We start from the raw sequence: 23,145 nt of genomic DNA, 5'->3' as shown, positions 1-23,145 counted from the left end.
GGAATTATCTTATGAGAGTTTTTTGGATAGTTGTATGCTTATCCCTATTTAATTTAAATGCTTTTGCTCAAAACTCGACTTTTGAGTTATCAGGTCACGTAAAATCGCCTAAAGGGAGTGCCCTGGATGGGGCTTATGTTAAAATTGGTGAACAATATTTCTGGACTTCAGAAGAAGGCAATTATTCGGCAAAATTACCTGAAGGGAATTATAAAGTTCATGTATCAATTATTGGCTTTACACCGGTAGATACCGTAGTTCAACTTCATAAAAATAGAACATTAGATTTTGTTTTAAAGCAATCGATAAATGGTCTGGATGAAGTGATGTTGGAGGGGCATCAGCATAAAAAGACCAGTCAGCAAGTTTTATATGTTGATAATGATTATTTGCAAAATCAATTTTCTGGTTCTTTAGCCTCTAGTCTCGAAAAATTACCGGGATTTAATGCGATGCAAATTGGTTCTGGAGCTTCAAAACCTATTATTCGTGGTCTTGGCTTAAATCGTGTTGCAGTAGCAGAAAACGGAGTGAAACAGGAAGGACAGCAATGGGGTGCCGATCATGGTTTGGAGATTGACGCTCTACAGGTAGAGGATCTTGAAATTATTAAAGGCGTAGGATCTATCGCCTATGGTAGTGATGCTCTAGGAGGGGTAGTACGTATCAAAAACAACAATATTCCTAACGAGGGATTGTCTGGTAGTGTGTATACCTTTGCGAAAAGCGTAAATAATAGTTTAGGTGGCTCTGCCCAAATCGCTTATAAGAAAGATGATTGGTTTGTAAAAGGAAAGCTAACGGGGCTTTCTTTTGGAGATTATAAATTACCTACAGATCAAATTTCATATCTTAATTTCGATATTCCTATTTACGACGAGCAATTAAAAAATACCGCAGGTAAAGAGCTGGATTGGTATACCCAAATTGGGCTCGTAAAAGAACGATTTTCCTCAACAATAAGTCTAAGTAAAGTATATCAAAAATCGGGATTCTTTCCCGGCTCACACGGAATTCCTGATATAAGCAGGGTAGAGCCTGATGGGGATACTCGAAATATAGAAGAACCCTTTCAACGTGCTACCCACTTTAAGATTATTAATAATTCGACTTTTGTCTTTGAGAATGGAGAATTGGATATAGATCTTTCTTTCCAAAGAAATCATCGCCAGGAATGGAGTTTGTTTCATACCCATTACGCGGGACAGCAACCCCCTGAAATTAATCCAAATTTGGAATTGGATTTTGATTTAGATACTTATGGAGCCAAAGCAACATACCATCATACTTTTAGCAAAAAACATGAAACCCGCCTAGGACTGGATACCCAATGGAAATCTAACAAAATCAAAGGATTCAATTTTCTTTTACCAGAATATCAATCGGCTAACTATGCCATATTCGCCATCCATGAGTTCGAACCTTCGCAAGAGAACTTATGGACTTTAGGACTACGTTTTGATTACGGTACGATAGATATGAAGGGCTATTACGATCCTAACCTTTATGAGTTTTTGATAGGAAATAATCAATCTGAAGAAACCGCGACTTCTTACGCACAACGTAGTCAGGATCTTGATAGGAATTTTACAAGTTTTAATATAAGATTGGGCTGGGACCATCAGTTTAATGATCAATTTAGCAGCAAGATTAATTTGGGAACCGCTTTTCGTTTACCCACAGCCATAGAACTTGGGGCCAATGGTATTCATCATGGTTCGTTTAGACATGAGCAGGGTGATCCTAACCTGGATCCCGAGCAGGGATTTATGGCAGATGTGAGTTTAAATTACAGGGAAAATTCTTGGAATATTAATCTAACTCCTTATGCCTATTTTTTCAATAATTATATTTTTCTGCGTCCTAGTGGAACCTTTTCTTTATTACCGCACTCAGGCCAATTATATAAGTATACTGAATCTGAAGCGCTGCTTAGCGGAGTAGAACTTCAGGTTGATAAAGAGCTTGGACGCTGGCATTTTGGTGTGGCAGGAGAATATATTTACAATCAACAACTCACTTCCAACCGGTCGCGAAATTATCCTTTGCCGTTTACTCCGGCCAATAATGTGTTTACAGAGGTAGGATATCAGCTTTTTACCGATTCTAAAATTTTTAATGCTACAGAAGTAAGTATTAGTAATAGATCGGTAATGCAGCAAGATCGAATTGCGCAAGGAGAGGAAATTACACCAGGATATTCTCTGTGGGGAGTAGGTTATCAAACCCTTCTGGAATTTGATGGTTTTAAAGCCAACATTAATTTTAGGATCGATAATTTATTGAATACTAAATACTTTAATCACACCAGTTTTTACAGACGATTGCAGATCCCAGAAATGGGAAGAAATATTCAACTGAGTATTAAAATTCCTTTTGGGCAATCATGAAAAAGTTTTGGTTAAAATATAGTAGTCTGTTTTTGCTGGCTTTATTGCCGGTGGGTCCAATTTTATGGTCCGCACATATCATTTTAAACGAGCATGCTAATTCCTTCGAGGTTCATGAGCTTAGTTTTCAGCAAATAGCCTCACCACATATCTGTAATCACTTTTTGCAGGCAGAATATCGCGGGATCTTTCCTAAGATAGATTATATAGAAGAATCTGTACTGATAGTGGTTAAGAATGTTTTCTATGATATTAGTAGGAGCCATAAAGCATTTTATTACTTAAGATTTTACGTTCGGGGGCCGCCGATGGTTGTTTTTAAGTACACATACAGATTACCAAATTTAAATAATATAGCCCCAACGGCGTGAATCCTTCGAAAGGATAATTAATTATAATACTAAATTTTAAGATGAAGAATTTATCAATAAAACTTATAGCACTTTTTACACTTACTTTTTTTGCTTCATGTAGCAATGATGACGATGAAATTCTGGATAGTGAAAAACCAGAAATTACCATTAACGATCCGGTAGAAAACGAAGTTTTTCAGGTAGGTGGAGAATTGCATTTTGATATCGATTTAAGTGATAACGATGCTTTAGCATCTTATAAAGTTGACATTCATAACAATTTTGACGGTCATACACACTCCGGTGTTTTAAATAATACTGTAGGAACAAAACAGGCTAGTACAATTAGCCCATGGGCCTATAATCAAAGTTTCCAAATAGAGGGAACACCTAAGACTTATCATGCCCACGAGCATATCGAAATACCAGATAACATAGCAGAAGGTCCTTATCATTTGGGAATTACTGTAATCGATGTGTCAGGTAACGAAAACCAGGTTTATGTACAGTTTATTATAGGTGAAGATCATACAGGAGAAGAACATGGGATTTCAATCACAGATATCGAAAGTGAAGACGCCGTTCGTGGAGGGGAGTTGCATGCTGAAGCACAATTAACTGCAGAACATGGAATAAGCTCTGTTTCTGTAAATATCCATGGTCACGGTCTAGATCCTGAAGATGGAGAGATAGAATGGACTTTCGATGAAACTTATGAAGATTACTCTGGTACTTCAGCCGAGTTTCATGAGCATATCGATATTCCTGAAAATGCAGCTTTAGGAAAATACCATATGACGATTACAGTTGTTGATGCTGAAGGACATACGCATGCAGAAGGTGCTCACTTTCATATTACCGATGGAAATAACGATGCTGATGCGATTACAATTGCAGACATGACAGTAGATGAAAATGTAAAAGCCGGAGAAGAATTGCACGTTGAAGCTGCAATATCAGGAGACCATGGTATAGAGACAGTAGAAGTACATATTCACTTTGAAGATGGAGAAAATGGATGGGAGTTTGAAAAATCTTTTGATTACGAAGAGGTAACCAGTGTAGATTTTCATGAGCATATCGATGTACCTGCAGATGCTGCAACAGGTGAATATCATTTATCACTAGAGGTAACAGACCACGAGGGAAATGTTGCCACTACAGATGCTCATTTTAATGTTACTGAATAAGATTAGTTAAGCTAGGTTTTTAGTTAGTTTTACAACCGTAAAAGCAATACATGCTTGGTTTTACAGGCTTTTTCGGTTATTTCGCTTAACTATATAAAGGAGGTTCTACGGAATCTCCTTTTTTATTTTTTATAAATGATATTTGATTTTGCCATCACCAAAGGCTATGATACCTTAATCCAGAACTGTCGTGATACCTGGAAATAGGGATGAGGTTTTACGTTTCATAAGTTAAGCGATAGCTATGAGACCCTGGAATCAAGAACCTTGGGACAAGCCCGCGAGATATGAATCGAAAAAACTTTTTTATAACTTCGAGGCAAGCCTTGGGTAATGAAAACCTCAATGAGGGATAGGGATTAAATATTGAAATTGTAACAATAGTTACCGTCTAAAAATTATTGTTCTATTATTTTTACACTTAGAAATTAACAATATCGCTTCATTAATTTATAAGTTATGAAAGTAGAACAAATATATACCGGTTGTCTGGCTCATGCCGCTTATTATATCGAAAGCAAAGGCGAAGCAGCAATTTTTGATCCGTTAAGAGAGGTTAATCCGTACATTCAAAAAGCAGAAAATGACCATGCGAAAATCAAGTATGTTTTCGAAACTCATTTTCATGCCGATTTTGTAAGCGGTCATTTAGATTTACAAAAGAAAACCGGAGCTAAAATAGTTTTTGGGCCTAATGCCAAGCCAGGTTATGAGGCTTTAGTTGCTGAAGATGGTCAGATTTTCAAGATCGGTGATTACAAGGTAAAGGTAATTCATACTCCAGGTCATACGATGGAAAGTACTACCTACTTATTGATTGATGATAAGGGTAACGAACACGGGATTATTACAGGTGATACCCTATTTATCGGTGATGTGGGTAGACCGGATCTTGCGCAACACGTGATTTCAGATTTAACTGAAGATAAACTTGCCGGATATTTATTTGATTCCCTTCGCCATAAAATAATGCCATTAGATGATGATCTTATAGTCTATCCTAATCATGGTGCAGGATCGGCTTGTGGTAAAAAAATGAGTAAAGAAACTACAGATACCCTAGGCAATCAGAAAAAAACGAATTATGCACTAAGGGCAGATATGACCAAAGAAGAGTTTATAAAAGAACTTTTAACCGGGCTTACTGCACCACCAAAATATTTTCCGAAAAATGTTTTGTTGAATATTGGTGGTTATAAGAGCTTTGATAAAATAATGAAGCAGGCGGCAAAAGCTTTAACTCCTGATGAATTTGAACTCTTGGCCAATGAAGAAGGAGCACTGGTTTTAGATACCCGGGAAGCCGATAAGTACGCTAAATCTCATATTCCCAATAGTATAAATATTGGTTTACAGGGAAGTTTTGCACCCTGGGTAGGGGAAATGATACCTGATCTGGAAACTCCTATTTTATTGATTACTGAAGTAGGAAAAGAAGAAGAGGCGATTACAAGATTGAGCCGAGTAGGCTACGATAACACGCAGGGATATTTAGCAGACGGAATGAAAAGCTGGGAAGCAGTCGGTAAGGATGTTGATACCATAAATCGGATTACTGCGGAAGAACTGGAACAAAAAATGAAGCAGGATATTGTGATTATTGATGTGCGTAAGAAAAGTGAATTCGATTCAGAGCATATTAAAGGTGTTGTAAATGTTCCGCTAAACCAGATAAATCAACATTTAGAGAAGTTCCCAAAAGAACAGGAATTTGTGTTGCATTGTGCTGGTGGATATCGAAGTATGATTGCAGCATCCATTTTACAACAACGTGGCTGGTCTCAGCTAACCGATGTTATTGGAGGCTTTAAATCGATTAAAGAAACTACGATTCCGGTTACAGCGTACGTTTGTCCAAGTACACTGTTATAAACCTGAACTTGATTATTGCAGGTAATTTGGGTCAAAGTGTAGACAGAGAGAAATCATACAAAGATTTCTCTCTGTCTTTTAGATTTACTTAAATCGATATCATAAGGATGCTAACCAATGATCGGGGTCTCACAAAAACTGCTACCTATCTAATAACCCAATTTAGTTCATAATCTCTCTTTTGATATATTTTAAGGATAATATATATAGAAATCAGTAGCTTGTAACTCTTCATAGGTAACATCTTTTCGATATACTTTTTCCTGCTCGTTTTCAAGAAGCTCATCCCATTCTTCCTGTGTTTCCGGATAAGTTTCAAAAAAATAAACGGTAAATTTATCGCCCGGTAATCTGGAAAATATCTTTTGCCAACTCGGGTATTGACCAGCGCTTCCTCCAGTACCCGTACCTGCATCAATAGAATTAATTATTAAAGGAATGTTAGTAGGAAGTGAATTTGGAAAATGGAATTTTTCATATTCGGAGGAATACCAAAAATATATAATATGATCAGAATTGTTTTTAATAGCAATTGATTCACTTCCAATATCAGAAGGACAAGCCCACAAGAAAACAGATAGTACTATCAATAAAATACTTTTTTTCATAATCTATGATTTCATTTTAAAAATAATATCAACGTAAGGGCTTATCATTAGGATATAACCAATTATTCATAAATCCGTGTTTATTTGCATATCGCCAAGCCCATCGGTTGGCTTGGGGTTCATACCATTCAAAGTCATGATTATCTGATTTCGCTGTTAAAATACTTGGCATACCCACTCCAAATAGGTAAGAGAGCCCAAAACGTTCTGATTGAAAAGTATGCCTATATTTACGGCAAAACAATCCGTCTTCACTATACATCCAACCTTGAGGATCATTAACCTGCAATTCTTGTCTGATATTTACATTAATATAATTGCTAAAAGATATACCATTTCTTTTAGGAGAATGCTCGTTAATGGCAAAAGTAGCTCCTCCAAAATAGCGTACATCATCTACTTTGCCAAACGTATTTCTTATTTGTGAATAAGAATATCCAAGCGTATTTTGGGGTAATTCCCATGTCGACCTGCTAATGCCCTGTAATACGCCACCAAAGAAACTTCTGTTCTCATCTAGATAAAAATTCCCTAACGCAATTTTTCCAGCATTTTCAAGACGACTCCAATCTCCTGTAAATATACCATGCCCTACACCACTAATAACAGAACCGGTGGTAGTTAAGCCTCGAGCAATGGCTGCTCCTTAAATTGTAGTGGCTAAAATGGGAACCGATATGGAAGCTGCACTTGCTCTGCTAAAATAAATTACTCCCCATTATAAACAATTTCAAAATCGATATTTTGTAAACCTTCTTTCGTAAGATCTGTACGGGTATATAGTTCTTTACTCACAATATATTCCCACTCGTAACTTGAAAAAATATGCTCTTGAACAATTAATATTGTCAAAATTCGATTTTGATCAAACCATTCACTTTGTGTAGCATAGGTATCCATACCCATACCAGCAATACTATCGCTCGGATAACGATATCTTATTGGGTTAAAATCTACCTGATGATCGTAAATAATATAAATTTTATTTGGAGTCTCATTTATAATTTTGAAGTTAATATCAAACTCATCATATTCAGGACATCCCATCAGCAAAAGAGAAATGGAAATAATACATAATTTTAATAGACAGTTTTTCATTTTTATAGTTTTTAAAATAAAAGTGCTAAAGTAAAACTCTCTCCTAGTCCTGTAAATGGAACGATAAGATCAAACCAATGAAACCCTGCTCCATTGATAGGATGGTCGTTTTGATCGAAACTTCCGGTTCTTGGATTCAAATACCGTGTATTTCCACCTGTGCTAAAAGTTTGCATGTCAAAATGATCAGGACTCCCAATAAAATAATCACTTGCTCCGCTACCATACCTTTTATCAAAATATTTGGCGCCCATTGCACTAGCCTGTACCTCAAACCATCTGCTTTCATGGTTTTGATCAAAAGCAGCGCTAATAATACTTGTTTTAGCTACAATAGGAAGGTAAGCGGGACCAAACCAATTGCTTTGTATGTAATGTCCATATTCGTGAACAAATAAATGGTCTTTCCAGTCTGCTCTAAATCCTTTTGGGCCAAAGATATAATTATCTAAAGTAAAAGCTTCGTTATCCCCGGAGGTAACTCCAGATAAGGCAACAGCACCTTCTAAATGTGACACTCCAGAAACTTTTCCTGATATATTTAAAACATGAGCAGTTAAATTTCCGACAAATGTATTGAACCTTCCCCATGTGAACTTTGATAATATTTGTCCAAAATTACCTGTAAATAGACCTTTATCAATTTGCCAGGCATTATTTAATTTATTCCAATTGTAATGATCAAAATTTACTCCGTGCCTAAAAATGTTTTTAAAACCAGAAGTAATTGCTGTAAAAATAGTACCAAAAATCTCCCCACTTGGATCATTATATTTCAACGGATTATTCAATACATAGGAATATCGGTTAAAGTTTAGGGGATTGGATGGGGTGATACATAATGATCAGGGTTGAATGTGAATAATTATTCAATAATTGAATAATTTAAAGTTTGAAAAAGAATTATCTGACCACTTTTATAAACAAAGTAGGATTCATACATCCCCTCTTTAGAGTTGGATATTTTTTTTTCATATTTATCAATCGTTTTAAGACTATTAGAGTTAAGGTTAATAGTCAATTTACACTCCATTTGAATTAGTTGAGATAATATATAATAAAATGGTTTCAATAATAATTTTTCCTGTAGAGTAGAGCTATTGGCATATTCTATTTCTTGAAAATAATCTAACAAATTTGCGTATGCTTCAAATATTTTATTTTCTGAATTTAAATTAGAGAGTTCATTTTTTATAGCATTTATAAATTCTTCTTTCTCTAGGGCTATAGTAATAGATTCAGAATCTTCAAATACTATTAGCTTATTTAAATGTCTTTTTGCATTAAGCTTAATAGTTTTTAAAAAAGTAGTCTCCTGATTCTGACTATTTAATGTCATATTTGAAAAAATGCATATTATTATAAAAAAAATTCACTCTATTTATTAGGTTGATAGCCCATGAATAGATAATGATATGTCTTTGCACCAAATTTAAAATTAATAATTAATGTATCCTTTCTCCATAAATTAAGAAATTCATCTTTGTTGATTTTTCTCATCGGTGTAGATATAAAAAATAATTTTAGAGTATCAATTTCTTCTATCCCAATCATAGATGTGTAATTTTTAGGATTTGTATGGATAGTTGAAAAGTTAATATCTTTATAATTAGTCTCCAACATAAAATCGTTTTCAATCAGTTTCTTTTCATCGCTTTTCAAAATTATAGAAATAGAAGTTGAAATATCTACCAGTTGATTTTTACCAACTGTTGCATGAACTCTCAATCGAGGTTTATTATGAATTGGGTAAATTGGTTTATATTCATAAAAATCTGGAGCTGGCAAGACCAAGCATCCAACCAACATCAAAATTAGGATTATCAGAAATTTAATTTTCATAAAAAAGTTATAAGATTAATAATAAGGTGCTCCTCCCAAGTCTCTCGCCATTATGCGAGCACCAACCTCATTAGAGTTTGGATGTAAGCCGAAGCTATAGGCATTTGCGCCATAAATCAATTGTTCAAAAATTCCTCTTCCCTGAAAAGCTGCCCAACCTTGTTGATTTACTTGTATTATATGTCCATATTCATGAGCCATTGTAGAAGGATCTGTACTGGAAAAAGTAGCCACGTTCCTACGCCAAGTTACTTCTCTTTCATATCCATCAGTCCAAAAAGGTTGTAAAACTTGATAGAGCCCCCCTTTTCGCCAAGCCACATCACCAGTTGAGAGCCCAAAAGACTCAGCCATTTTGTTCGCATATTTCAATTGATTTCCGGATGGTTTATAAGTAGCTCCAAAAATTCCAATCATGAAAGAAGATTGTATTAATGAGCCTGTAGCTCCATTTTTAGCACCTAGAAGCATGCTTTTCCCGATGTTGCCACCATTTATAGCTGTTCCAACACCCCCGGTTACTGCACCTCTAACGCCGCCTTTTAATGTGTTAAATCCAATTTTACCCATAGCATTTTTAAACCAACCTCCTTTTGTACCACTCCAATTACCAATTTTGGCTCCAACAAATCCTCCCGCCATAGACCCAATTACTGACCCAACGGATATTTTATCGCCCATAACTGCACTTGTGCCCACTTGTGATGCTATTTCTGAAAACATATTCATAGTTGTACTTTGCAAAAAAGAGGATGTACTTGTACTGGCAAGAGTAGCTGCAATACTTAGACCTCCGGATATTGCACCTCCAATAGCTCCATATAGGATTGAAGTACCTAATCCATTCCAGCTCCATGAATTTGTTGCGATGGCACTAATAGTATATACAGCTGCCGCAGTAGCAGCACCTATTAATTCACCATAGGCGATTGCAGCCAAAACAGCAAAAATAAACTCCCCACTTGGATCATTATATTTCAACGGATTATTCAATACATACGAATACCGGTTAAAGTTTAGGGGATTGGATGGGGTGATACATAATGATCAGGGTTGAATGTGAATAATTATTCAATAATTGAATAATTTAAAGTTTGAAAAAGAATTATCTGACCACTTTTATAAACAAAGTAGGATTCATACATCCCCTCTTTAGAGTTGGATATTTTTTTTTCATATTTATCAATCGTTTTAAGACTATTAGAGTTAAGGTTAATAGTCAATTTACACTCCATTTGAATTAGTTGAGATAATATATAATAAAATGGTTTCAATAATAATTTTTCCTGTAGAGTAGAGCTATTGGCATATTCTATTTCTTGAAAATAATCTAACAAATTTGCGTATGCTTCAAATATTTTATTTTCTGAATTTAAATTAGAGAGTTCATTTTTTATAGCATTTATAAATTCTTCTTTCTCTAGGACTATAGTAATAGATTCAGAATCTTCAAATACTATTGGCTTATCTAAATTTCTTTTTGCATTAAGTTTAATAGTTTTTAAAAAAGTAGTCTCCTGACTCTGAATATTTAATGTCATATTTAAAAAAATGCATATTATTAAAAAATTTCTCATGGCATGTTATTTATTAATTTAAATCCGAAGTTAGAGTAATGATTGTTCATTACAGGTAAAAATGCTTTTGAAAAGTTAAAATAAGGATTATTAAATACATCGTATGGGAATGGCCCTAAACTTCTCCACTGAAGCGCTTGATCGTAATGCCAATTATCAATTATTCTATGTTGTGTAGCACTACTGAAATTTAGCCCACTCGAGGAGAAAAAATAGGCATGCATATATTCATGATGCATTGTCATATATAACTGAGCAGAACTTTGAAATGCAGATTTTGAAAGATAAACGGTGATAGTATTTCCTGCTTTTACCGTAACCCCATTTATTAATCTACCATCTGGATTCCTTAAATATCCGTTTGAACTAGAATATGGTTTATGGGAGGGAACAGATCCATCTGCATAGAGATCATCTACATTAGAGGAAAGTCGCTTTAATTCCGAATGAGAATCTGAAAAACTTCTTGCTGATTCGTTAGAATATTCAACCTTGTCGCCAATACCGGCGAATGAGTTATCAAATGGCATTTCAGCGGTACCATTACCATTCCAAAAGTTTAATCCAATCTTATTGGCACGTATCCCACTTGCGATTCCATTTATTAGTCCTCCACTAATTCCTCCAATTATTCCAGATTTCAAGCCAGCACTTAAGCCATCACCAAAATTCGCTCCGTTTATCCAGGCTGTACCTGCGCCACCAACCATGCCACCTGCAAACCCAAACATGAAACCACTACCAAAACCTAAGGTTGTAGCAACTGAACTTCCAAAAAATGATCCTCCAGCCACCACACTTCCAACACCGGCGCCAATCATTCCTGCTAAGCCTCCAACTAATGCGCCTCCTAATCAAATATTATGTGGTTTAAAACTTGCCTATTTTTCCACTTACATAGTTTTAAGAAAAAATGTCAAAAGAGCGAAATTAGTTTAAGAAAGAAAACTACTTCTCAAAACTTTATCATTAAAAAAGGCTATCTAAATAGTTTAGACAGCCTATTCGAAATGTCTTAAAACTACAATAATTTGAAATTTAATAATTAAATGTTAAATTAAAAAAAACCATATATTATTGGAGAATTCACCAGCAATTAGAGTTATGGACTTTTCATTATGAATTCTAAAATTAAATAAATGCATATTATGGTATTTTGGGTCTTTAACCAAAAATGATCTATTTAATTGATTCCATTCCATATTCCATATGTTAAAATTATTAATTAAAAAAATGTCTTTATAAGCTACGCTGGCTATAAAAGTTATTTCCTTTTCAATCTTAAAATTGTCTTCCATAAAATTCAAAAAAAAGTAGTAGTATCAATTTCGTTTTCGAAAAATTTTAAGAATTTTCTATTGTTGTTTTCTAATTTAAAAAAAAGCCAAAAATTATTTTCTTGCACTAAACAAAATTTTGAATTTTCTTCTTTAGATGAAGGGATTTAAGCTTTCTCCAGAAATAAAAAAGGGTTGCGGATATTTGTGTTGCAAAACATAAAACAATCCAAAACAACCCTTTATGTACACAGTACTAGACAAAGATATAATAGAAATTGAAATTGTGCCATTTATTCCAAGAACAAGTAGAGGTTTCCAGCCCACGGCTCCCTTGACTGAAATAGTCAACGGGATCTTGTATAAACTAAAGACTGGAGTGCAATGGCACCAGTTACCTGTCAAAGCCCTTTTTGGCCAGAAATATTTAAGCTGGCAATCGGTCTATCATCATTACCGTAAATGGTGCCTCTGTGGTTTCTGGTATGAGTGCTGGACAAAGCTTTTGGAACGCTACAAATCCAATCTCGACCTTTCCAGTGTCGACCTTGACGGCAGTCATACCCCAGCGATCAGAGGTGGGGAACAGGTCGAATATCAGGGAAGGAAGAAACGTAATACTACCAACGCTCTTTATTTGATTGATAGACAAGGGCTTCCTTTAGCAATGTCTGAGCCAGTAGCCGGTAATCACAACGATATCTTCGACATTGAGGTACAGTTCGAGATTGTGACAGCAACCCTTGAAGAAGCACAAATACCAGTAGAAGGGCTGTTCCTTAATGCAGATGCAGGTTTTGACACAAAGGAGTTCCGCAGGGCTTGCGAGAAAAAGGAGATCAATGCGAATGTATGTCAAAACAAGCGCAATGGCGATAAAGACAGGGATGATTACTTCGACCAGGAACTCTACGATGAGAGATATTCAATTGAACGCACCAATGCATGGATGGATAGCTTCCGTTCATTGCTCAACAGGTTCAGTGACAAGCTGGAAAGGCTTCAATTATCTCGCGTTCGTGGTAATTGCACTAAAAAAATTTAAGAAGAAAAAAGTTTAAATGAGTTCATAGAGTAAATTTTAGGTATATCTAATAATGCTAATTTATTTTTAAGACTTTCAATATTCATAATGCTATAATTTTTTAAGGTAACCTAATTTAATTAATTGGTTCATAGTATAAGGTGTTTTATATTGAATTCCTCCACCACTTTGAAAAAAAATATGGTGCTGAAGTTCCCGATGAAACAGGAAAAGGTTTAATTATATAAATATGATTGATAGGGCTTTAAGGATTTTAAAGTCAAAAGAGCTTATATAAAATGATAAAGCCCCATCATTGCTGACAGGGCATCATATTCTTAAAATAACTAAAGACTAATCTGCATACCATTTTTCAAGTTCGCCCAAACTTTCCATGTCATATCGCCCAATGCTTGTTTCAAGAATATCTAATTTATTGTGGTATACACCAAAGCATAAAGCATTGATATAATACACTCTGCCTTGATTGTCTTTTATAGAAAAAATACGATTATCGTATTCATTATTGAAAGAGAATTTGTCTTTAAGGAAAGATATTGTCTCCTTATTTTCTAATAAAGATATCTCTATCCCAAGAAAAGATGTGGGCAGAAGTAAAAGCCCAACACCCTTAACTATGATATCAATATTGTATTCTCTATCTTTTGTTTTAAAACTTCTCAAAAGCAACTGACTATGAGTAGCTGAAAAGTCTACAATTTGAAATTCCTGATTTTGATTACTATAAATTGCCATGTCAATCTTTTATAGAGTTATTTTAAATACATCAAATCCTTTATAAGTATTACCTCCATAATGGAATATGGTTCTTTCAAACGCAGCTGAGTTCTGATACAATGCATTCATTTCCCAGTTGATACCTGACCGACCAGGACTCATAATCATCTGCATTGGCTTGCTATCTATTCCGTTAAGATTAAAATGAAGCTCGTTGTTCGGATCATTGATAGCCTTAATAAAGCTACTCTTCCAATTGGGATCTTTCATTAAATGTATTACAACCATATCATCTGCAAACTTTGAAACTACGTTCTTAAGACCAAAGGCATACTTACTTCCACTAGCACCTTTTAAATCGCCATTCCAAGGATTTAAATTATTGTCCTTAGCATATCTAAATCCCTGTGCCGTACCAGCTGCAGCGCCTAATGCGGCTCCGTACATGGCGCTTTTAGCTCCCATGGCAATGGCATCGCTAAATTTTTCTCCGGATAGAAGACCTGCTGTAGTCCCACTTGCAAAGCCTCCAAATCCTCCACCAATTGCACCTCCAAAAAAACCTTTAATAGCGGCTCCATTTACTCTGATTCCATTGATTACGACCTGGCTTACATGCTTCGAAGCCCATCCCCCGGCCCAGGGCCCGGCCGCCCCGGCCGCGGCCCCAATACCGCCTTGAATCAATCCATTGCCTACGCCATCCCAAAAACTCCCTCCAGTTGTCCAAGTGCCGACTGCCCCAGCGGTAAATCCAGCTGCACCGCCTACAATTACACTTGCGAGTAAAGGACTTGCCATTCCAGCCGTTGCAACTGTCGCAACAACGGCAACAGCTACCGTAGCTACAAATGTAATGATTTTAGCATTTTTCTTGATCCATCTTCCTATTTCTTCAAAAAGTTCCCCACTAGGATCAATATATTTCAACGGATTATTCAGTACATAGGAATACCGATTAAAGTTGAGGGGATTGGATGGATCCTGCATATAATTATCGGGACTTAAGAACCGGTGGAGCATGGCATCATATAAACGCCCGTTCATATGAATGATCCCTACCCCCAGTAAATGCTCGTGCCCGGTATACCCCCGGTCCAATATGTTAAAACTGGTAAGGTTGTTGTTATTGCCATCGGTAAGTTTTACAATTTTCCCCCAGGCATCAAAATGGCGCTTTTCCTTAAAATTACCATTGCTATCGGTAATTGATAAGATACTTCCCAGATAATCCCTATGCAGGTAAAAATAATTGGAAACCGTACTGCTTCCTTTTTCTTCATGAAATATCAAAGGGGCAGAATAGGCATAGCTAGTGGATTTAATCGAGCTTTTGCTTTATCTTAAACTCAATTTGAGGACTATCAAACAGCGGATCAATGTAACGATTATCAATCGTATTGACCGTTAGCGTTAAAGAGGTCTAGTTTATTTCTGCCGAAAATACCATACTCACTATATCCAAATGTTGCTCTAAATCATTAAAGGAACTTTCTGAACTAAATTTACTTTTTGCGTTAGACCAATTTTCAATAACCCATATGCTAGACTTATCAATATACTGACTGCTTAAAGCATCATAATATCCTCTAAAATGAAATTTAATCTTTTTGTTTTCCATATCATAGCAAAATTTATTTGCTACCTCATCATCAAACGAATATTCTAATTTCCTTTCCATATTTATATGCATTTATCTAATTGGAATATGTGCCGCTGGCTCTTATAATTCACTGGATTGAGAAAAATATAGTAAGCATTTTTATTACCTCCATAGTTTAATTGCATATGACTAAATGGTATTCCTGGCTGTGGTGGGTCTAATCTGATTTTCAGACCTTAATGTTCAAAATGGATCATTCCCTTTCCCTCAAACACTTTATTAAATCCTGCTCCCTCTATATCCTTAATTACCTTCTGAATTATCATTGCTGTATGAATAATAAAAAAACAAATATTATGTGGTTTAAAACTTGCCTATTTTTCTACTTACATAGTTTAAGAAAAAATCTCTTACGAGAGCGAAATTAGTTTTAAAAAAAAAACTACTTCTCAATAAAAAAGAGGCTGTCTTAAAAGTAAAACAGCCTCTTTTTTTGTTACGAATATTTAAATTAAATACTCTCAGACGATTAATTCATTAAGATAAGCTTATTAAAAATATGTTTATTTTGAATTCTATTCATTAAAAATTTTACAAAAAATATTTTTCGCACAGTCTCTATTCGAAATGTCTTAAAATATTTTGGTAACTACAATAACTTGAAATTTAATAATTAAATGTTAAATTATAAAAACCCCATATATTATTGGAGAATTCACCAGCAATTAGAGTTATAGCCTTTTCATTATGAATTCTAAATTCATAGGTGTCAAATAAATGCATATTATGGTATTTTGGGTCTTTAACCAAAAATGATCTATTTAATGGATTCCATTCCATATCCCATATGTTAAAATTATTAATTAAAAAAATGTCTTTATAAGCTAAGCTGGCTATAAAAGTTATTTCCTTTTCAATCTTAAAATTGTCTTCCATAAAATTCAAAAAAAAAGTAGTAGCATCAATTTCATTTTCGAAAAATTTTAGGAATTTTCTCTTGTTGTTTTCTAATTTAAAAAAAAACCAAAAATTATTTTCTTGCACTAAACAAAATTTTGAATTTTCTTCTTTAGAAATAGAGTAAATTTTAGGTATATCTAATAATGCTAATTTATTTTTAAGACTTTCAATATTCATAATGCTATAATTTTTTAAGGTAACCTAATTTAATTAATTGGTTCATAGTATAAGGTGTTTTATATTGAATTCCTCCACCACTTTGAAAAAAGTATGGTGCTGAAGTTCCCGATGAAACAGGAAAAGGTTTAATTACTTGATATGTATTAAGTTCCAGTTTTTTATAGTAGTCAGGGAGAGACCTAGCACTAAAGGGTGTACCTTCAGGTGCGAGATAATAACCATCGTCTGAACCATATCTATCAAGAATCATGTTTTTATCTAAGATTTGAGTTTTAGGAGTTTCTGCAAATCCATCATTAGTAGGCCAACTTGCCCTTTTTCCATTCAAAGGATCAATACCTTGTGATTTAGCATAGCGATATGATGTTCCTCCTCCTACAGCACCTCCAACTGCGAAGCCTATCTGCATTTGTTTCCATCCGGCTTTTAAAGATTCATCCAGAGAAGCTCCCGATGCAATTGACATCGTGAAACCAGTAAAACCGCTACCCAATCCACCACCAATAGCACCTCCTATAACACCCTTTAAAACAGGAGAACTTGTTCTTATACCTTGGATTACAACCGATCCAATTTTTTGTGCCCACTTACCAAATTGTCCACCAATCACTCCTGATATCGCACCTGTTAGAATACCATTACCAACATCTTCGCCTGCTAACCAAGCATTTGTGCCACCAACCAAAGCTCCTCCGGCAGCCCATCCTGCGGGTCCATAAGTAGCTAAAACACCTGCCCCAAAACCAGAACCAAAGGCAGCAGCCCCTTTTCCCACCACTTCCCAAAATCCACCTTTAATATTACCTTGTATAATATTTGCGGCTAAATTGACTACGCCGCCAATAACTCCTGCTATTAAATCGTCAATACCAAAAAGATTACCAGAATAGTCGGTATAAAGTAGAGGATTATTAAGTACATAGGAATACCGGTTAAAATTTAGGGGATTGGATGGATCCTGCACATAATTATCGGGACTTAAGAACCGGTGGAGCATGGCATCATATAAACGCCCGTTCATATGAATGATCCCTACTCCCAGTAAATGCTCATGCCCGGTATACCCCCGGTCCAATATGTTAAAACTGGTAAGGTTGTTGTTATTGCCGTCGGTAAGTTTTACAATTTTCCCCCAGGCATCAAAATGGCGTTTTTCCTTAAAATTACCATTGCTATCGGTAATCGATAAGATACTTCCCAGATAATCCTTATGCAGGTAAAAATAATTGGAGGCCGTACTGCTTCCTTTTTCTTCATGAAATATTAAAGGGGCGGAATAGGCATCACCACCAATATAGGTCACAAAGGTGGTTTTGTTTGATTGGGAATCAAATTTAACCTCCATTTTACCATTGGCCGAATAATGTTTTTGATAGCGCCTTTGGTTTTTATTGCTCTGTGTCCCTCCATAATACATATTGGAGCGACCCTCAAAGGCATTGTACTGAAAGCTTACCCGGTCTTTCCCATATTCGTTGATTTCTATGGGTTTATTAAATGCATTATAAGAAATGGTCTGTTGATCCAAATTGTTATAATAGGCCGTTCCTTTAGTGTTAAAGGTTAACGAAGCCTGTTGGAAAGAGGAACCGGTATATCCATAATCCCCAATCATGGAATTTTCAGTGATCCTTCCCATATTATCATATTGCTGGGAATTATTCCCGGTATTATCTATAAAACCGGTAAGCCTTTCCAGATCATCATAACTAAAACTTTCATTCCAGTTAAATACACTGTTACTGCGGCTTTGTAGCAAGCCGGTTTGTTGATTAAAATCAAACCCCAGGTTCATCAGGGTAATTGGGGATCCCGATTGGGTTTTTCGGGTTTTCAAAGCGGTGAGGTAGCCCATGGAGTCATATTCGTTTATTTCTTCCATATTGGCACCCAGGGTAGCGCTAAGAAGCTGCCCTCTTTCATTCAACGACCCTAATTCCCACAATAGGCTATTGGTGGTATTATCCCGGATATTCTTTAGCCCGCCATATTGATACGTGTTTTTGACTTTCTTGGTACTGATTTTCCCGGATCGTGTGGCCTTATATTCTTCCGTGGCCACCTGGTTTAGGGAATTATACGTGTACTTGGTTTCAAACTGGGCAAAAGGCGTACTTTCGTTTTCAGTGAGCAAACGATGGTAGCTATCATACGCATAGGAGTACGTACTATTGTTACTATCCCCGGTCATAGCAATGGAAGTCAATAGTTTTGTGGTACTATTATAGTTGTAGGTAATAGCCATGGTGCTGCTTCCAGAGTACGTTTTTGTAAGTATCCTCCCCGCATTATCATACGTGTAGGCAATCTGTCCCTTTGGATTATTTTCATTGGTGACTTGACCATAACCGTCATATTGATACGTAAAGGTTCCGGCAGACGGGTCTATAATCTTTGTTTTACGTCCCCATGCATCCTGTTGAATAGTGGTGGTTGAACCACTGAAAGTGGTCGATTTTAGGTTTTTATTTCCAAAATAGGTATAGGCTATGGTGCCGGTGCCGGAAGTTGATTTTTGGGTAATATTACCCATCGCATCTTTGGTTATGGTCTCTGTTTTGGAACCATCATCAATGGTCGTTGTGGCTCCACTATAAGTGATGTGTATGGTCTTTCCAGTAAAGGAAGTTTTCTTTTTAATCCGTCCATAATTATCATATTCCGTGGTATTCCATTGGGTTGGGGAATTAAAATAAGGTTCGCTTTCCCGTTTTACCCGATCCAGCTCATCATATTCAAATTTCTGCTTTACCCATTGTCCCATTCCATTTTTATGACGTTTTTCAATAAGCTGCTGTAGTTTATTGTATACGGAAACTTTACCACTCCCATCCGGCATTGAAGTGGTTACCGTGTAGTCATAGCCTGATTTGGTATAGCTTGTCGTGCTGGTGTTCCCCAGATAATCGAGCAATGAAACCGGCCGGTTCCAACTGTCATAACTATAGGTGGTCGTAAAACCAAAAGGATTGGTTTCGGACAACAAGTTGCCACTATAGGGATTATACTCAAAAGTAGTTTCCAGACCTTCATGGTCTGTTTTCTTGGTAATAAACCGGTGTGTACCCGAGTCATATTCATAACTAACCGTTCTTGAACTTTCTCCAGGGGGGCTTATGGTTTCAGAAAGGATGTTACCATAGCTATCAGGTGAATAGGTGGTTGTTATAGGGGTACTCCCATTCGCCTTTATTGATTTATTGGTAATAAAACCATAGGAATTATACGTATAGGATTCTTCCGTGGTAAATAAATTACCGTCTATCGTCGTTTTTAAAACCTGTTTTGTAGGGCGGCCTATATAATAATTACTGGAAGTACTGTTCGCATAAGTGAATTCTTTACGTTCCGTCTCCCCGGTGGAGTAATTTGTGGTAATTACAGTAGGGTTTAAATAGCTGTCATAGCTAAAGGATTGGTTAACGGTAAAACCGTTTAATTGGTCCTCGGTAGCGGAAGCGGTCTTATATATTTTATAGACTTTATTAGCGGCTATTGTGGGGGTGCTATAGGTAAATGAGGTTTTTGATATATAACCAGAAGGCGCCGAACTTAAGTTGGCATAAGTGTTTGTCGAATACTCCAATAGAGGTGCTCCACGCTTATGAATATCATTTTGCACCACATTAAAAATGCGCTGGCTGGAGGTCGCATACCAGTTGGTAGCAGAGAATCCCTGGAAACCTGCAAATCCCAAGCCCGTCATATGCGTTACAGCACCGTGATACTGAAAATCCCTTTTAATGGTCGTTAATCCACTTCCGGCTCGATTTAGGGAAGCAACAACCTTAAGATTAGGTGCATTATCGATATCAATGTAAGGATAACTTTGTTCGTAGCCTGAAGTATATATTGTCCCATAATTCGGGTCATAAGTATTCTTTAAAAGATCCGCATAATTGATGGAGTAGTTCACGCCGTTTTGGGAAACCCCCCGTAAGAGCATATCCTCCTGATTGTCCTGGGTAAATTCAAAAGCGGTAATACTTCCGTCACTAATCGAACAAAATTCCAGGTTAAAATTTCCTTGCTCAGAATTTAAAAATATGGGGATGGGGTAGTGTTTTAGATAGCCGGATTGCGATTTTGTCGTTAGGTAGGCAAATTTAGGATCTGCATAGGTAGAAGTTGGTGCTATATTTCTGTATACCTTAATGCTTTGGCTTCCAGAAGAACTATTGTTATATGTTGTAGTTCTATAATCTAAGATATCGGTGCGCCCATCCCCATTGATATCCGTTGGGATAAGATTGTAACCATACATGGTGCCAACCCCATCGCCACCATCCCATACTGTTTTTTTATAGGTAAATGGTTGGGATCCGGTTGTAGGGGTAAATCCATTACCTGTGGCTAAAAATAAAGTGAACTGTGACGAATTGTCTGCTTTTGGGAACATGAAATCTGTTTTTCCATCCCCATTATAATCTCCTAACAGCATAGGGAAATCTTTATCAAGAAGAATATCATTATGGGAATAAGAAAATAAAAGACTTATATTATTGGCCTGATTGAAAGAATATACATAGATAGCCCCTTTTCTTACTTGGATAATGTCGGTTTTTCCATCTCCATTGACATCAGCGGTCATCAAATTATCAGTGGATCTTAAATATTGATTGAGCATCCCAGCATTTTTTACAAAATTAGAGGTGCTACTCATTTTCATATCCACTAAATATACACTTGAGCTGTTATGATTATACGTTTCACAGTCGCAACATCCCTCATCGATGGGAATTGCCTGTTGCGATACGAGCTGGGTGCCAGAAGCTAGTGAATCCTGAACTACTTCAGTGGCATTAGCCTTACCGGTAGCGGTAATGTTGGTGCTGGAAAGTCCAGGATTTAGCCCACAGGGTTGTCCCGGTTGAGGAAGGATCTGATAACAAGTGCTGGAAGAATAAGGTTTTGAGATTGCGATGATATCGGTAATCCCATTTCCATTAAAATCACCAGAGAGAAATTCGAGGGGTACCCGTTGCTGCGGCGAATTTAAATCACAGGAGTATTGATTGGTATAAGTAGGTGCACTCCAGGTTTTTGAGAAATGTTGATAAAACGATCCCAGAGTTTTATGGATCACCCGGAATTTGATATCTGAAGTGCCCGACTTTTGAACCACAGCAAGGGCTTGGCCCGATAGAACAATATCATTCTGGTTAGCGCGTACAATAGGAAATAATGTTTCAAAAGACCCCACGCTTACCTCATAAGGATAAAGTTGTCCTGTATTATCCCGAGCATTCTCGATTACCCAGAATTTATCCCTTTGAGATGCTGTTTTGGAATGAATAGAAAAGTCTACAATTCCTTTACCGTCAATATCAAAAGGGGTTGCAATAGCATTACGCTGTTCCACATTGTTCAAACCAATATTCCCATTTGCTGCGGCTATGTTGATTTGCTGAGGGGTAGTGCTATAGTTAAAATTGATCGGTGCGTAACTTTCCTGACCATCACCACTTTTTTCCTGAATTTTGGTCAAACGTTCAAACCCTAAAGTGTTGGCGGTTTGTGTTACATCATACCTTCTAAACTCCGTTCCGTTTCCTATAACCTTGATACTTGATAAAATAGTATTTCTAACGAACCGTAGTCCACCGACGTAAGATTGTTCCGGGCGCGTTCTGGCTTTATACACAAATTGGATTTCATTGATGGGGGTGCTGGTTGTTCTTGCCCCATATTTTATCTTGCTAATACTTAAAGAATTATTCGAGGAAACGTACTCATAGCTGATCCTCAACCCCTGTGCGTTCTGCCAATAGGTAATCGCATAATCCATGCGTGATTTGGAATTAGAGGTCTGCCCGTAATAGGCATACGACCCATCAGGATAACTCACTTTAAAATATCCAGGGCCATTATAATAGCTAGAAAAAGCTTCAATTTTAACATTTGAAAAATTTTCGGTTTCATAAACAGAACCACTGGCCCCATACGTCCCACTTTTAAGCATCAACCGTTGTCCGTCAAGGGAGAACTGATCGGTTTGCGAAAGATCAATAGCCGTAATATTACTATTATGAAAGGTGGTTTGAGGTAGTCTTGTTATCACCGAAATTCCTGAGATATTCCAACCATAGCCAGCCATTCCATTACCTGCCTGACTGTTATAGGTTAATGCGATTTCGGGTTGTACTCCATTTATACCAGGCGGTACTGCAATGGGGACGGTATAATTGGCCCCGCCCGTTTGGGAAACAGAAAGTTCCCCTTTGGTTTCGGCAATGTTTGCATTATCAGCGCTACTGGAAGTAGCCATTGGGGTGGTTTCCAGCATGATTTGGTTCTCAAGACCAGTATTGTCCTGCTTACGTTCAATTGCTAAAGGCGCTAATTTCTTAACGCTAAAAATTTCTTCCTGACCGTAAACCAACCCTAAATTTAAAAGCAAGAATATTAAAAGTAGTTTTGTTTTCATAGCGAT

At 36.4% G+C, this 23,145-nt stretch carries 17 protein-coding genes and 1 pseudogene; 5 read left to right on the top strand and 13 right to left on the bottom strand.

Translation table 11 applies throughout. The features are described from left to right. Window positions 1-11: 11 nt before the first annotated feature. The 4 genes from ZPR_RS14305 to ZPR_RS14285 all read left to right on the top strand — a co-directional run bounded on the left by ZPR_RS14305 (window position 12) and on the right by ZPR_RS14285 (window position 5,805). Complete coding sequence (locus ZPR_RS14305) at window positions 12-2,390, top strand: TonB-dependent receptor (protein WP_013072438.1); 2,379 nt, start codon at window positions 12-14, stop codon at window positions 2,388-2,390. Next, a complete protein-coding gene (locus tag ZPR_RS14300) occupies window positions 2,387-2,761 on the top strand; it encodes a hypothetical protein (protein ID WP_013072437.1) in 375 nt (124 codons plus the stop codon). The genes ZPR_RS14305 and ZPR_RS14300 overlap by 4 nt, the downstream gene beginning before the upstream one ends. Window positions 2,762-2,802: 41 nt before the next feature. Further along, window positions 2,803-3,933, top strand: a complete 1,131-nt coding sequence (locus ZPR_RS22600) for a DUF4625 domain-containing protein (protein ID WP_013072436.1) — start codon at window positions 2,803-2,805, stop codon at window positions 3,931-3,933. 459 nt (window positions 3,934-4,392) lie between these two features. Beyond that, window positions 4,393-5,805: an MBL fold metallo-hydrolase gene (locus ZPR_RS14285; RefSeq protein WP_013072435.1), complete on the top strand. Its 1,413-nt coding sequence runs from the start codon at window positions 4,393-4,395 to the stop codon at window positions 5,803-5,805. A gap of 191 nt (window positions 5,806-5,996) precedes the next feature. On the opposite strand, the gene ZPR_RS14280 is transcribed toward ZPR_RS14285, so the two are convergent. The 8 genes from ZPR_RS14280 to ZPR_RS14240 all read right to left on the bottom strand — a co-directional run bounded on the left by ZPR_RS14280 (window position 5,997) and on the right by ZPR_RS14240 (window position 11,751). Then, window positions 5,997-6,413 carry a hypothetical protein gene (locus tag ZPR_RS14280; RefSeq protein ID WP_013072434.1) on the bottom strand — a complete coding sequence of 139 codons (417 nt, stop codon included), beginning with the start codon at window positions 6,411-6,413 and terminating at the stop codon, window positions 5,997-5,999. Window positions 6,414-7,121: 708 nt separating this feature from the next. Continuing rightward, window positions 7,122-7,511 (bottom strand): hypothetical protein, encoded by a 390-nt coding sequence (locus ZPR_RS14270; protein WP_148211738.1) that lies wholly within the window; start codon window positions 7,509-7,511, stop codon window positions 7,122-7,124. Between the two features lie 11 nt (window positions 7,512-7,522). Beyond that, window positions 7,523-8,302, bottom strand: coding sequence for a hypothetical protein (locus ZPR_RS14265; protein ID WP_148211737.1), 780 nt, complete (start codon window positions 8,300-8,302; stop codon window positions 7,523-7,525). Window positions 8,303-8,376: 74 nt separating this feature from the next. Beyond that, window positions 8,377-8,850, bottom strand: coding sequence for a hypothetical protein (locus ZPR_RS14260; RefSeq protein ID WP_013072430.1), 474 nt, complete (start codon window positions 8,848-8,850; stop codon window positions 8,377-8,379). A gap of 38 nt (window positions 8,851-8,888) precedes the next feature. Further along, entirely contained in the window at window positions 8,889-9,353 is a 465-nt protein-coding gene (locus tag ZPR_RS14255; protein ID WP_041578956.1) for a hypothetical protein, read from the bottom strand. 15 nt (window positions 9,354-9,368) lie between these two features. Next, entirely contained in the window at window positions 9,369-10,346 is a 978-nt protein-coding gene (locus tag ZPR_RS14250; RefSeq protein ID WP_148211736.1) for a phage tail tape measure protein, read from the bottom strand. Window positions 10,347-10,420: 74 nt separating this feature from the next. Next, complete coding sequence (locus ZPR_RS14245; RefSeq protein ID WP_013072426.1) at window positions 10,421-10,894, bottom strand: hypothetical protein; 474 nt, start codon at window positions 10,892-10,894, stop codon at window positions 10,421-10,423. Between the two features lie 32 nt (window positions 10,895-10,926). Next, complete coding sequence (locus tag ZPR_RS14240) at window positions 10,927-11,751, bottom strand: hypothetical protein (protein ID WP_013072425.1); 825 nt, start codon at window positions 11,749-11,751, stop codon at window positions 10,927-10,929. 700 nt (window positions 11,752-12,451) lie between these two features. Here ZPR_RS14240 and ZPR_RS14230 point away from each other — a divergent pair. Continuing rightward, window positions 12,452-13,268 (top strand): annotated as a pseudogene (locus tag ZPR_RS14230) (IS5 family transposase). 317 nt (window positions 13,269-13,585) lie between these two features. Here the strand turns inward: ZPR_RS14230 and ZPR_RS14225 are convergent. The 5 genes from ZPR_RS14225 to ZPR_RS14205 all read right to left on the bottom strand — a co-directional run bounded on the left by ZPR_RS14225 (window position 13,586) and on the right by ZPR_RS14205 (window position 23,139). After that, on the bottom strand, window positions 13,586-13,987 hold the full coding sequence (locus ZPR_RS14225) for a hypothetical protein (RefSeq protein ID WP_013072420.1): 402 nt from the start codon (window positions 13,985-13,987) through the stop codon (window positions 13,586-13,588). Window positions 13,988-13,996: 9 nt separating this feature from the next. Continuing rightward, window positions 13,997-15,262 (bottom strand): RHS repeat domain-containing protein, encoded by a 1,266-nt coding sequence (locus ZPR_RS14220; RefSeq protein WP_013072419.1) that lies wholly within the window; start codon window positions 15,260-15,262, stop codon window positions 13,997-13,999. A gap of 130 nt (window positions 15,263-15,392) precedes the next feature. Further along, the gene (locus tag ZPR_RS14215) at window positions 15,393-15,650 is read right to left on the bottom strand and encodes a hypothetical protein (protein WP_013072418.1); all 258 of its coding nucleotides are present in this window, start codon (window positions 15,648-15,650) and stop codon (window positions 15,393-15,395) included. Window positions 15,651-16,238: 588 nt separating this feature from the next. Further along, window positions 16,239-16,709, bottom strand: coding sequence for a hypothetical protein (locus tag ZPR_RS22595; protein ID WP_013072417.1), 471 nt, complete (start codon window positions 16,707-16,709; stop codon window positions 16,239-16,241). Window positions 16,710-16,713: 4 nt separating this feature from the next. After that, complete coding sequence (locus tag ZPR_RS14205) at window positions 16,714-23,139, bottom strand: glycohydrolase toxin TNT-related protein (protein ID WP_013072416.1); 6,426 nt, start codon at window positions 23,137-23,139, stop codon at window positions 16,714-16,716. Between the last annotated feature and the right edge of the window lie 6 nt (window positions 23,140-23,145).

The sequence above is a fragment of the Zunongwangia profunda SM-A87 genome (assembly GCF_000023465.1).
GTDB classification, from domain to species: Bacteria; Bacteroidota; Bacteroidia; order Flavobacteriales; family Flavobacteriaceae; genus Zunongwangia; species Zunongwangia profunda.
The sequence above is the reverse complement of the archived record's forward strand: the minus strand, read 5'-3'. Positions and strand labels throughout refer to the sequence as shown.